Source organism: Puerhibacterium sp. TATVAM-FAB25 (genome assembly GCF_046535855.1).
In the GTDB taxonomy this organism is placed as follows: Bacteria; Actinomycetota; Actinomycetes; order Actinomycetales; family Cellulomonadaceae; genus Puerhibacterium; species Puerhibacterium variabilis_A.
This window is the reverse complement of sequence record NZ_JAXUAK010000015.1, coordinates 39282-51519: the sequence shown is the minus strand read 5'-3', so window position 1 is coordinate 51519 and position 12238 is coordinate 39282. Positions and strand designations below refer to the sequence as shown.

Below are 12238 nucleotides of genomic sequence, written 5' to 3'. Positions count from 1 at the left end.
GTCACTGGTTGGCGTCGCGCCAGCGCACCCAGTCCTCGGAGTAGCGGCGCAGCAGCGTGGCGAGCTGTGCGACCTCGCCCTCGTCCCACGCGCCCAGCGACTGCCGCATCGCCTCGACGCGGCTGTCCCGCGCCCGGGCGAAGCGCTGCTCGCCGTCGGCGGTCAGGGTGATGCGCTGGCCGCGGGTGTCGTCCGGGTCCACCTCGCGGTGGATGAGCCCGAGCGCCTCGAGCCGCGACAGCTGCCGCGACACCGTCGCGCGGCCCACGCCGAAGTGCGCCGCGAGGTCCGAGCCGCGGGTGCCCGGGTTCATGTGGATGTGCGCCAGCAGCGGGTAGGCGCTGGCGTCGAGCTCCGGGTGCACGCGCCGCGCCGTCTGCGTGCCCGTGGACTGCGCGCGACGCACGATGAGGCGGATCTCGCGCTCCAGCGCCCCGAACGGGTCCGTCGCGGGGTCGGGCGGCGTCTGGTGCGACTCGGAGGTCATGCGCCCATCATGGCGCCTCACCGGTTCGTTCGGGACCGGAAATCGCCCCTGCGGAGCGGAAATCGCCCACCCCGGGTGGCGGCTCGCCCGGGGACGACGGCGGCGCGGCACCCCGGGAGGGTGCCGCGCCGTCGTGGGGCCGTGGGCCGGGCGGGCGCGGTGCCGCGGTCAGCCGCGCGGCGCGGCGTCCCGGCCGCCGGCGCGCGCGCCGTCGTCGCCCGCCACCGCGGCGGCGGTGAGCTCCTCGCCGACCGTGTCGGCGCCGGCCGCGATCGCGGTCTTCGACCGCTCCTCGGCCGCCTGCTCCTCGAGCAGCTGCTCGACCCCGGAGCGGGTGCCCAGCGGGATCTCCTTGAGGAAGATCACGCAGACCAGGGCGACGACCGCCATCGGCACGGCGATCAGGAAGATCTCGCCGATGCCGTGGGCGTAGGCGTCCTGGATGATCGTGCGCACGGGCGCCGGGACCTGCGACAGGTCCGGCACGGCGGCGGAGCCGCCCATCACGTCGGCGGGCACGCCGAGCCGGGCGAGGCCGGACGCGATGTCCTCCTTGACCGTGTTGGCGAGCACCGCCCCCAGGGCCGAGACGCCCACCGCACCGCCGAGGGAGCGGAAGAACGCGACGGCCGACGTGCCGGACCCCATCTCGCTGACGTGCAAGGTGTTCTGCGTGGCCAGGACGAGGTTCTGCATGAGGGCGCCGACGGACAGGCCGAGGCCGAACAGGTAGACCGAGATGAGCACGAAGCTGGTGTGCGCGTCGATGGTCGACATGCCCACGAGCGCGGCGATGAAGACCACCGCGCCGCCGACCATGATCGCCTTGTACCGGCCGGTCCGCGAGATGATCCGGCCGAACACGATGCCGGCCAGCATGGTGCCGACGACCATGGGGATCGTCAGCAGGCCCGACTCGGTGGGCGTCTTGCCGCGGGCCAGCTGCAGGTACTGCGACAGGAACACCGCGGTGCCGAACATGGCGACGCCGACGGCGATCGAGCCGATGACGGCCAGCACGAAGGTGCGGTTGGCGAAGAGGTGCAGCGGGATGATCGGCTCGGCGACCACGCGCTCGACGAGCACGGCCACGACGAGCGAGGCGACGGCGCCGCCGACCATCGCGGCGGTCTGCCACGAGCCCCAGGCGAACTGGTCGCCGGCGAACGTGACCCACAGCAGCAGGAGCGCCACGCCGAGAGAGATGAACACCGCGCCCCAGTAGTCGATCCGCACGGTCCGGTGCGGCCGAGGGGGCAGGTGCAGGGTCTTCTGCAGCACGACGATCGCGGCGATCGCGAACGGCACGCCCACGAAGAAGTTCCAGCGCCAGCCGAGCGGGCTGTCGGTGATGACGCCGCCGAGCAGCGGGCCGCCCACCTGGGAGATCGCCATGAACCCGCCGATGAGGCCCATGTACCGGCCGCGCTCGCGCGGCGAGACGATGTCCGCGACCAGCACGGTCGCCAGCGCCATGAGGCCGCCGGCGCCGACGCCCTGCACCGCGCGGAACCCGATCAGCATGCTCATGTTCTGGGACAGGCCCGCGGCGGCGGCCGAGAGCACGGTGATCACGAGGGCCAGCTGGACCAGCATCTTGCGGTTGAACAGGTCCGCGAACTTGCCCCACAGCGGCGTGCTGACGGTCTGCGTCAGCAGCGTGGCAGTGACGACCCAGGTGTAGGCGTGCTGCGAGCCGCCCAGGTCGCTGACGATGCGGGGCATCGAGGTGGAGGTGATGGTCGCCGCCAGCAGGGCGACGAACATGCCCAGGATGATCCCCGAGAGCGCCTCGAGGACCTGGCGGTGCGTCATCGCCGGGGTGTTCCCCGGCGACGGCGCCGCGGGGGCCGTGGTTCGGTCAGACATTCGTGCTCTCTTCTTTGGCGTTCTCGTAGCTCGTGATGGCAGCCGCGACCCTGCGGATGTGGAAAGCCGCTTCGGCGACGTCCTGGTCGGTCCAGTCGACGAAGACCTTGGCGAAGACCTGGGAGAACTCGTCCTTGACCTGGTCGACGAGCGCGCGCCCGGCGTCGGTCAGCTCGAGCAGCCGCACGCGCCGGTCCGCCTCGTCGACGGTGCGCCGCACGTACCCGCCGTCCACCAGCTGGCCGACCTGCCGGCTCGCCACCGACACGTCGACGCGCAGCCGGGCGGCGACGTCGGTGATCTGCACCGGCCCGCACAGCGCCAGCATGCGGATCACCCCGATGCCCGCGCGGGGCCAGCCCAGGCGGTGGGTCAGCCGGGCGGCGGCCTCCCGCTGGGCGCGTCCGAGCTCCTCCAGGGCGGTGAGGATGTCGCCGTGGCTGCCGGTGTCGGCGGGGGTGTCGGCGGGGGTGTCGGCGGGGGTGTCGACGGCGGTGCCGGAGCCGGGGGCGGCGGGCTCGGAGAGGGATGCGCTCGTGAGCATCACGGTCCTCCTTGGTTGCTGCACACAACTATATTTCTGGTGCTTGCAGCAAGCAAGTAGTTCGGGTGTGACGTGCGCGACGGCCCGCACCCCCGGCAGCACGACGACGGCGCGCGCCCCGGGTGGGGACGCGCGCCGTCGTCGTGCCGCCGCTGGGGGCGCGGCCGGCGGGTGGCTCAGGCCGCGGCCGTGCGGGCCTCCTCGCCCATGTCCTCGAGCTCCTTGCCCTTGGTCTCCTGCACCTTGCCCAGCACGAAGAAGAAGGACAGCGCCGCGAAGATCGCGTACATGAAGTAGGGGATCGAGGCGCCGAACGCGTCGAGCATCGGCGGGAACGTCATCGTGATCGCGAAGTTGGCGATCCACTGCATCGCCGCGGCGACGCCGAGCGCCGCGGCGCGGATGCGGTTGGGGAACATCTCGCCGAGCAGGACCCAGACCAGCGGGCCCCAGGTGGCGCCGAAGAACACCACGAACAGGTTGGCGGCGACGAGCGCCACGACGCCCCAGGCGCCCGGCAGCGTGATGTTCTCGCCAGAGCCGGTCGACTGCGTGAACGCGATCGCCATGAGGGCGAGCGTCACCGTCATGCCGGCCGAGCCGATGAGCAGCATCGGGCGGCGGCCGACCTTGTCGACCAGCGCGATGGCGATGAACGTCACGACGACGTTGGTGACCGACGTGATCGTCGAGACGGTGAACGCCTGCGACTCGTCGAAGCCGACCGCCTGCCACAGCGTCGTCGAGTAGTAGAAGATCACGTTGATGCCGACGAACTGCTGGAACACCGACAGCAGGATGCCGACCCACACGATCGGCTTGAGGCCCAGCGCGCTGCCGCGCAGCGTGCCGAGCTCGGCGTTCTGCTCGTCCGCGGCGATGGAGCGGTGGATCTGGCCGAGGCGGTCGTCGACGTCCTCGTCCGGGCCGAGCACGGACGCCAGGACGGCGCGGGCCTCGGCGTCGCGGCCCTTGGCCGCGAGGTAGCGCGGCGACTCCGGCATGCGCAGCGCCAGGATGCCGTAGACGGCGGCCGGCACGACGCAGACCAGGAACATCCAGCGCCAGGCCTCCCAGCCGAGCCACAGCTCCTCGGCGGCGCCGCCGGCGGAGGTCGCCAGGACCTGGTCGGAGAGGAGGGCGGCGAAGATGCCGACGGTGATCGCGAGCTGCTGCAGCGAGCCCAGCCGGCCGCGCATCGCGGCCGGGGCGATCTCGGCGATGTAGGCCGGGGCGATGACCGAGGCGATGCCGATGCCGACGCCGGCCATGAAGCGCCAGATCGCCAGGTCCCAGGCGCTGAAGGCGATCGCCGACAGGACCGACGAGACGAAGAACAGCACGGCGCCGAGCACCATGACGCGGGTGCGGCCCTGGCGGTCGGCGAGGCGGCCACCGGCCCAGGCGCCGAGGGCGCAGCCGAGCAGGGCGACCGCCACGACGAAGCCGGTCACGGCCGCGCTGAGCGAGAACTGCCCCTCGATGGCGTCGACGGCACCGTTGATGACCGACGAGTCGAAGCCGAAGAGGAACCCGCCGACGGCGGCGGCGAACGCGAGCCCCAGCGCCTTGCGGTGCGCGGAGCTCGCGGTGGTTCCTGTCGGACTGGGTCTGGTGCTGGGCGCGTCGCTCACGCGGGGCTCCTCGGGTCGGGTGCGGGTCAGGGAGATCAGCGGAACTCCGCGGTGCGCCGGCCGGTGCTCGTGGCAGGCGGGCGCCGTCGAGTCCGGCCTCGATGCTACGACTGGTCCGGACCACCGGCGCGCCAGGGGTGCCGGGCGGGCGGTCGCCCCGGGGCGCCGGACGGGCGGTCGCCCGGGGTGGTGGCGGGCCCCGGCCGCGGTGCCAGACTGGCACGGTGAGCGACCGCGACCCCCGCCCCCGCTTCCGCCGGCCCGCCATGCTCGACCCCCGCGAGGCCGAGGCGCTGCCGGGCTCCGTCGACCCCGCGCTGCGCGACGAGGTGGCGCACACCACCGCCCGCGCCGTCGTGCACCGCGCCCGCGCGGCGGAGGACCCCGAGGTCGTCGCCCGGCTGGTGCAGCTCGTGGAGCGCGAAGGGCTCGACGTCGTCGCCTCCCTGTGGGCCGACGCCGCGCCCGTCTCGCTGCCCGGCGCCCTGTGGCGGCTGTACGTGCTGCGCGAGTGGGTGCGGCGCGACGCGCACACCATCGGCCTGCGCTACCGGCTCGGCGTCGACGCCGCCCCGGTGCACGAGGCGGTCGCGGGCGTGCCGCGCCCGCCCGCCCCCGAGGACCTGCGCGCCCTGGCCGACCAGGTGCTGTCCGGCGTCTACGCCGGCGACCTCGCCGTCGCGCTGGAGCGCGCCGCCTCGTTCTGCCGCATCCTCGCCACCGGCGCCGCGTTCGACGCCGACGCCCGCGAGGTCGCCGACCCGGCCGGGGCCACCCAGATGACCCGCGGCGCCGCCGACCTGCAGCGCACCGCGCAGGAGCTCGAGCAGGCGGCGGGCCTGTGGCGCGCCGACCGGCTCGACTGAGCCCGGACCGAGCCGGACCGAGCCCGGACCCGGACCGAGCCCGGACCCGGACCGAGCCCGGGCCGGGCCGGGCGCGCCTCAGCCGGCGCGGCGGCGTCGCGCAGGCCACACCGCCCCGGGAATGCGCGCCGCGCGAGGTCGGTTAGTCTGGTTCGTGCGACGCCGGGCTGCGGTAGCCCCGGGCTCCATCTTCAGCCGCTACGAGCGGCCACGCGCCGAGAGGCGCTCCCGGTCCGGCGTCGCACACCACTCCTTCCCCGGACCACCGGGACCCTCGGCGTCGTCCCCACGACGCCCCGGCGCTGTCGCCGCTGGCCGCGGCGCCGCAACCGTCGACCGGACGACACACCGCGCGTTGGTCGGCACCGCTCGCGTCGCCCTACGCTGTGAGGGATCTGTCCTCTCGACCAGGAGAACGACGTGCGCCTGCGCCTGACACCGCGCGACACCACCTACTTCGACCTCTTCGCCGCGCTCGCGCAGCACAACGTCACCGGCGCCGGCCTCCTGGCCGAGCTGCTCGGCGCCGACCGGGCGGGCCGCAAGGCCATCGCGAAGCGGTTCGTCGACGCGGAGCACCTGGCGGACGACGCCGCGCACGCCATCATGAAGCGGCTCAACCAGACGTTCGTCACCCCGTTCGACCGGGACGACATCTACGGCCTCGCCTCCGCGCTGGACGACTGCATGGACGCGATGGAGGAGGCTGCCGACCTCATCGTGCTGTACAAGGTCGAGGCCCTGCCGGCGCGCGTGTCCGAGGTCGTGCAGGTGCTGCAGCGCAGCGCCGAGCTCACCGCCGAGGCGATGCCGCGGCTGCGCTCGATGGAGCAGCTCTCCGAGTACTGGGTCGAGATCAACCGGCTCGAGAACCAGGGCGACAAGCTGCACCGCAAGCTCGTGGCGGAGCTCTTCGACGACCTGGCCGGCGACCCGGTCACGCTCATCAAGCTCAAGGAGATCGTCGACGTCCTCGAGGACGCCTGCGACGCCTTCGAGCAGGTGGCCAACATGGTCGAGACGATCGCGCTCAAGGAGTCCTGAGGCGTGGAAGCAGCCCTCGTCGTCCTCGTGGTGGCCCTGGCCCTCGGGTTCGACTACACCAACGGCTTCCACGACGCGGCGAACGCCATCGCCACGTCGGTCTCGACGCGGGCGCTGACCCCGCGCGTGGCGCTGCTCATGGCCGCCGTCATGAACTTCGTCGGCGCCCTGCTCGGCACCGAGGTGGCCGAGACGATCGCGCACTCGATCATCGACCTCGACAGCCAGACCAGCCACACCGTGCTGGTGGTGGTGCTGTGCGCGCTCGTCGGCGCGATCGTGTGGAACCTCATCACCTGGTGGTTCGGGCTGCCGTCGTCGTCCACGCACTCGCTCATCGGCGGGCTCGTGGGCGCCGGGCTCGCCGGCGGGCTGCTGGTCTACTGGGGCAACGTGTACGACAAGGTCGTGCTGCCCATGGTGATCTCGCCGCTGGTCGGCTTCGGCCTGGCGTTCCTTGCCATGGTGGCGGTGCTGTGGATCTGGCGGAACGCCGCCCCGTCCCGCACCACCCGCCGGTTCCGGCACGCGCAGACCGTCTCGGCCGCCGCGATGGCGCTGGGCCACGGCCTGCAGGACGCCCAGAAGACGATGGGCGTCATCTACATGGCGCTGCTCACCGTCGGGTGGGCCGACCGCGACGCCGGCATCCCGCTGTGGGTCAAGCTCGCCGCCGCGGCCGCCATCTCGCTCGGCACCTACTCGGGCGGCTGGCGCATCATGCGCACGCTCGGCCGGCGCATCATCGAGCTCGACCCGGCGCGCGGCTTCGTGGCCGAGTCGGTCGCCGCGACCGTGCTGTACGTCAACGCGTTCGCGCTGCACGCCCCCGTGTCGACGACGCACACGATCACCTCGGCGATCATGGGCGTCGGCGCCACCCGCCGGCTGTCGGCCGTGCGCTGGGGCGTGGCCAAGAACATCGCGTTCGCCTGGATCCTCACCATCCCGGCCGCGGCGCTCGTGGCGGCGCTGGCCACGTGGGCGCTGACCCCCCTCCTGGGCTGAGGCGTCGCTCCTGCCTGCACCGCTCGCCCTTCCAGGGTGTCAGCGCCGGTGTCAGTACGAGCGCAGGCCATGGCGTGCGCTCGTGCTGACAGGTGCGGCCGCAGCCGCGGCGCCGGGTCGCAGGTAGTGCTCGAGCACCGCCCGCACGCGCTCCGGTTCCACCCGCAGCGCTGCCGCGGGGATGCGCAGGCGCACCGTGCGGTCGTCCGGCAGCAGCTCCGCGTCGCGCATCAGGTCGGCGTACCAGCGCGCGGCCTCCATGTGCCCGACGCCGTCGACCTCCACGACGAGCCGCCGCCCGTCCGGGAGCTGCCACACCGCGTCGAGGTAGCGCCACCGGCCACGAGAGTCCCGACGGCGTTCCTGCTGCAGCGGCGGCGGCAGCCGCGCCTCGCGACACAGGCGCACCAGGTCGATCTCGCTCAGGGCGTCGGCCCCGCCGGCGATGTCGGCGAGGCTGCGCCGCATGAGCGTGCGGAAGCGCACCTTGCCCACGCGGTCGAGCTGCTCGGCGAGCCGGTCTGGTGTCGTGAGCCCTTGCTGCACGGTGGCGGCGAGCAGCCCGACGGCGGTCCGGCCCGACGGCTGCCACGCCGCGGCGTCGACGGCGCACCGTTCCACGCGAAACACCGGCAGGCCGTCGCGCCGCACCATGTCCTCGGCGGCGAACCGCCGCGACTCGTGGACCACGACGCCGACCGGCCGGAAGGGCTTCGCCCCGCGCGGCACGACGACGTGCTGCCCCGGCCGGTCCCAGCCGGTCAGCCCGTGGCGCGCCAGGCCGGTCCACGACCCCACGGCCACGTCGCCTGGTGCCCCGAGGACGGCGAGCCACAGGCGGCCGTCGGCGTCCAGAGGACCGGTGTGCACGATGACGAGGTCCTGGCAGACCAGCCGCCAGCGCCCCGCGGCGACGTGCTCCGCCACGTGCCCGCGCCGGTACCCGAGCGCGCGGAGCTGTTCGCGGTTCACCACGCCGTGCTGCCGTAGCGCGAGGGCGGCGAGGGCCGTGTCCTGGAGAGCCTGCCGCGATCCCGTCATGGCACCCGAGCGTGCGTGCTCGGCGGGCTGCTGGGCTCCGGTCGGCAGCCCGCCTGTGGACGACGCCACGGAGGACCGCCTTGTGGGAGCGGTCCGGCGGACTCGCTCCCCAGGTTGTCAGTACCAGCGCAGGCCATGCCGTGCGCTGGTACTGACAGGCGGGTTGGCGGGGCAGGATGACGGGAGTCAGGTGAGCGGCGGGGTCACGTGCTCCGCCGCCACCACCCGCGGGCCCTTGGCCGTCAGCGCCACGTGAGCCACCAGCATCTCGCCCGGCTCCAGGTACGGGTCCTTGCCGGGCAGCGCGTCGGCCACCGAGCGGCGCGAGTGCTGGCCCAGCACGTCGAGCACCGTGGACAGCACCGGGCGGTGCGTGCACAGCACCGACGACCGCGGCGTCTCCAGCAGCTGGCGCACCGCCGCGGCCACCCGTGCGGGGGAGCGCTCGTGCTCCACCTCGGCCAGGTGCTCGCTGTACTCCGGGCGCACGCCGGCGGCCCGCACGTACGGCTCCACGGTGGCGGCGCACCGCTCCCAGCGCGAGCTGAGCACCGTCGTCACGCCGTAGGCGGCCAGCACCGGCACCACCGCCGCGGCGTGCGCGTACCCGAGCGGCGTGAGCGGCCGGTCCGGCTCCTCGCCGTGCCAGGCGTCGCGCGGCGTCGCCCGCCCGTGGCGCACGATGACGACGGCGTGGGTGTCCAGGCGCCCGTGCTCGAACTCGTTGACCAGCGCCGCGAGCGGCTTGCGGTCGGCGCGGCGCGTGAGGATCCGCGGCGCGTCCGCGGCGTCGACCCACTCGACCTTGTCGATCTCGTCGGGGCTCGCCGGGGCCAGCGGCGGGCGCGCCGCGAGCGGCGCGCGGTCGCCCGGCACCCTCGCCTCGCGCGCCGCCCAGTACCGCACGGTCTTCCACCGGCCCTCGGGCAGCTTGTACCGCAGGCCCGGCAGGGACGGGCCGATGATCACGGGGCCGCCGGTCTCCTCGGCCACCTCGCGCACGGCCGCGGCCTGCTCCGGCTCGGCGGCCTCGAGCTTGCCCTTGGGCCACGACCAGTCGTCGTACCGCGGGCGGTGCACCACCTGCACCTGCAGCCGGCCGTCCGCGACGCGCCACACGAGCCCGCCCGCGGTGCGCACCGCGGGCGTCCGGGCCGCGGCGCTCACGAGGCGGGCCCGGCAGCCCGCCGACGGCGGCCCGCGCCGCCGCAGAGCACGCACCCGCGCGGGGTGGCGCCCCCGCGGCCGGCCGGCACCTCCCGCCGCCCCCCGGGCGTCACCGGTCGCGCCCCGGGCGTCACCGGTCGCGCTCCGGGCGACGGCGGTGGCGGCGCACGAGCTCGGCCTGCAGGTCGGTCAGCGGCCGGCCGTCGTCGTCGTACGCGTGCCGCACCCACGACCCGTCGGCGTGCAGGTGCCAGCTGGCCGTCTCGTCCGCCATGGAGCGGTCGACCAGGCCGACGAGCTCCTCGATCTGCCCGGGGTCGGTGATGCGCACGAGCGCCTCGACGCGGCGGTCGAGGTTGCGGTGCATGAGGTCGGCCGAGCCGATGAACACCTCGGGGCCGCTCTCGGGGCCCTCGCCGAGCGCCGGGCCGGCGGCGTTGGCGAACGCGAAGATCCGCGAGTGCTCGAGGAACCGCCCCAGGAGCGAGCGCACCCGGATGTTCTCGCTGAGCCCCGGCACGCCCGGGCGCACCGCGCAGATGCCGCGCACCACCAGGTCGACCTGCACGCCGGCCTGCGACGCGCGGTACAGCGCGTCGATGGTGGCCTCGTCGACGGCGGAGTTGACCTTCATCTTGATCCACGCCTCGTGGCCGGCGCGGGCCGCGTCGGCCTCCCGGTCGATGCGCTCGACGAGGCCGGCGCGCACGGACCGCGGCGCCACGAGCAGGCGGTGGAACCGCGACTGCGGCGCGTAGCCGGACAGCTGGTTGAACAGCCGCGTGAGGTCCTGGCCGACGTCGGAGTCGCACGTCAGCAGGCCGTGGTCGGTGTACAGGCGCGCGGTCTTGGGGTGGTAGTTGCCGGTGCCGACGTGGCAGTAGCGGCGCAGCCCGTCGCGCTCCTGGCGCACCACGAGCGAGAGCTTGGCGTGCGTCTTGAGCCCGACGATGCCGTAGACCACGTGGACGCCGGCCTCCTCGAGCTTGCGGGCCCAGGAGATGTTGGCCTGCTCGTCGAACCTCGCCTTGATCTCCACCAGGGCCAGCACCTGCTTGCCGGCCTCCGCGGCGTCGATGAGCGCGTCGACGATCGGCGAGTCGCCCGAGGTGCGGTACAGCGTCTGCTTGATGGCCAGCACGCGGGGGTCGGCGGCCGCCTGCTCGAGGAACGTCTGCACCGAGGTGGAGAACGAGTCGTAGGGGTGGTGCAGCAGCACGTCGCGCCGGCGGATGGCGGCGAAGACGTCGGTGGGCTTAGCCGACTCCACCTCGGCGAGCTGGCGGTGCGTCGTCGGCACGAACGAGGAGTAGTGCAGGTTCGACCGCTCGATGTCGGCGATGATGTTCAGGCCCGTGAGGTCGAGCGGCGCGGGCAGCTCGTAGACCTCGTCGTCCTCGACGCCCAGCTCGCGCACGAGCAGGTCGCGGATGCGCGGGCTGATCGTCTCCGCCAGCTCGAGGCGCACCGGCGGGCCGAACCGGCGGCGCAGCAGCTCCTTCTCCATCGCCTGCAGCAGGTTCTCGGCGTCGTCCTCCTCGACCTCCACGTCCTCGTTGCGGGTGACGCGGAAGGTGTGGGACTCCACGACCTCCATGCCCGGGAAGAGGTGGTCGAGGTGCTGGGCGATGACCTCCTCGAGCGGCACGAACGACGTCGGGGTGGTGCGGCGCGAGCTGCCCGACGCCGTCGGGTCGCTCGGGCGGCCGCGCTCGTCGACGGCGATGAACCGCGGCAGCAGCGGCGGCACCTTGACGCGGGCGAAGTGCTCCTTGTCGGTCAGCGGGTTGCGCACCACGACCGCGAGGTTGAGCGACAGGCCGGAGATGTAGGGGAACGGGTGCGCCGGGTCCACCGCCAGGGGCGTCAGCACCGGGAAGATCTGCTTGCGGAAGAACTTGTGCAGGCGCTCCTGCTCGCGCTGCTCCAGGTCCTGCCAGTGCACGATCGTGATGCCCTCGGCGGCCAGGGCCGGCTGCACGTCGTTCGCGAAGACCTCGGCGTGCCGGGACATGAGCTCATGCGCGCCCTTGCTGATGCCGGCGAGCACCTCGAGGGGCGACAGGCCCGACGCCGCGGTGACCGCGATGCCCGTGGCGATGCGCCGCTTGAGGCCGGCGACGCGGACCATGAAGAACTCGTCGAGGTTCGAGGCGAAGATGGCCAGGAACCGCACCCGCTCCAGCAGCGGCAGGTGGGGGTCCTCCGCGAGCTCGAGGACGCGCTCGTTGAACGCCAGCCAGCTCAGCTCGCGGTCGGCGAACCGGTCCTCGGGCAGCGGCTCGGGGCTCACCGGCGAGGGCTTGGCGTGCTCCAGCAGGCCGTCGTCCGGCTCCTCGGCGATGTGCTCGGCGATGTGCGCCGCCAGCTGCGGGTCCAGCGGGGTCCGGCGCGCCGCCTTCTCCTCCTCCGTCGACGGCGCGAACCGGCCGCTCGCGTCGCGCTGGCGGGGCGTTCGCGGGCTCGTGGCGCTCATGGTGCCCATCGTGGCACCGAATGGTGAACCGCGGGTGACGGGACGGCGGTGAACCCGCTGCTGGCGCGTCCGCAGCCCGGTCCGAGCAGGGTCGCGGGACGC

10 protein-coding genes are annotated in these 12238 nt (G+C 73.8%); 3 read left to right on the top strand and 7 right to left on the bottom strand.

The features are described 5' to 3' along the window. Position 1: 1 nt before the first annotated feature. The 4 genes from U5M74_RS13115 to U5M74_RS13100 form a co-directional block, all read right to left on the bottom strand. Complete coding sequence (locus tag U5M74_RS13115; RefSeq protein ID WP_410909386.1) at positions 2 to 487, bottom strand: MarR family winged helix-turn-helix transcriptional regulator; 486 nt, start codon at positions 485 to 487, stop codon at positions 2 to 4. A 168-nt stretch (positions 488 to 655) separates the two neighbouring features. Continuing rightward, the gene (locus U5M74_RS13110; RefSeq protein ID WP_410909385.1) at positions 656 to 2356 is read right to left on the bottom strand and encodes an MDR family MFS transporter; all 1701 of its coding nucleotides are present in this window, start codon (positions 2354 to 2356) and stop codon (positions 656 to 658) included. Further along, entirely contained in the window at positions 2349 to 2900 is a 552-nt protein-coding gene (locus tag U5M74_RS13105; RefSeq protein ID WP_410909384.1) for a MarR family winged helix-turn-helix transcriptional regulator, read from the bottom strand. The genes U5M74_RS13110 and U5M74_RS13105 overlap by 8 nt, the downstream gene beginning before the upstream one ends. 176 nt (positions 2901 to 3076) lie before the next feature. Further along, entirely contained in the window at positions 3077 to 4534 is a 1458-nt protein-coding gene (locus U5M74_RS13100; RefSeq protein WP_410909383.1) for a sugar porter family MFS transporter, read from the bottom strand. A gap of 266 nt (positions 4535 to 4800) precedes the next feature. Here U5M74_RS13100 and U5M74_RS13095 point away from each other — a divergent pair, with 266 nt between their 5' ends. From U5M74_RS13095 to U5M74_RS13085, 3 genes are all read left to right on the top strand, one after another. Then, a complete protein-coding gene (locus U5M74_RS13095; protein ID WP_410909411.1) occupies positions 4801 to 5400 on the top strand; it encodes a hypothetical protein in 600 nt (199 codons plus the stop codon). 420 nt (positions 5401 to 5820) lie between these two features. Continuing rightward, on the top strand, positions 5821 to 6444 hold the full coding sequence (locus U5M74_RS13090) for a DUF47 domain-containing protein (RefSeq protein WP_410909382.1): 624 nt from the start codon (positions 5821 to 5823) through the stop codon (positions 6442 to 6444). A 3-nt stretch (positions 6445 to 6447) separates the two neighbouring features. After that, positions 6448 to 7452: an inorganic phosphate transporter gene (locus U5M74_RS13085; protein ID WP_069984020.1), complete on the top strand. Its 1005-nt coding sequence runs from the start codon at positions 6448 to 6450 to the stop codon at positions 7450 to 7452. 51 nt (positions 7453 to 7503) lie between these two features. Here U5M74_RS13085 and U5M74_RS13080 read toward each other — a convergent pair whose 3' ends face one another. The 3 genes from U5M74_RS13080 to U5M74_RS13070 form a co-directional block, all read right to left on the bottom strand. Then, on the bottom strand, positions 7504 to 8493 hold the full coding sequence (locus U5M74_RS13080) for a hypothetical protein (RefSeq protein ID WP_410909381.1): 990 nt from the start codon (positions 8491 to 8493) through the stop codon (positions 7504 to 7506). A 186-nt stretch (positions 8494 to 8679) separates the two neighbouring features. Further along, positions 8680 to 9660 (bottom strand): NUDIX hydrolase, encoded by a 981-nt coding sequence (locus tag U5M74_RS13075; protein WP_410909380.1) that lies wholly within the window; start codon positions 9658 to 9660, stop codon positions 8680 to 8682. A gap of 130 nt (positions 9661 to 9790) precedes the next feature. Then, positions 9791 to 12145 carry an RNA degradosome polyphosphate kinase gene (locus U5M74_RS13070; protein WP_410909379.1) on the bottom strand — a complete coding sequence of 785 codons (2355 nt, stop codon included), beginning with the start codon at positions 12143 to 12145 and terminating at the stop codon, positions 9791 to 9793. Between the last annotated feature and the right edge of the window lie 93 nt (positions 12146 to 12238).

Coding starts and splice junctions, on each gene's coding strand:
- U5M74_RS13105 (WP_410909384.1), bottom strand. CDS start 2,900: ATGCTCACGAGCGCATCCCTCTCCGAGCCCGCCGCCCCCGGCTCCGGC.
- U5M74_RS13110 (WP_410909385.1), bottom strand. CDS start 2,356: ATGTCTGACCGAACCACGGCCCCCGCGGCGCCGTCGCCGGGGAACACC.
- U5M74_RS13080 (WP_410909381.1), bottom strand. CDS start 8,493: ATGACGGGATCGCGGCAGGCTCTCCAGGACACGGCCCTCGCCGCCCTC.
- U5M74_RS13095 (WP_410909411.1), top strand. CDS start 4,801: ATGCTCGACCCCCGCGAGGCCGAGGCGCTGCCGGGCTCCGTCGACCCC.
- U5M74_RS13070 (WP_410909379.1), bottom strand. CDS start 12,145: ATGGGCACCATGAGCGCCACGAGCCCGCGAACGCCCCGCCAGCGCGAC.
- U5M74_RS13115 (WP_410909386.1), bottom strand. CDS start 487: ATGACCTCCGAGTCGCACCAGACGCCGCCCGACCCCGCGACGGACCCG.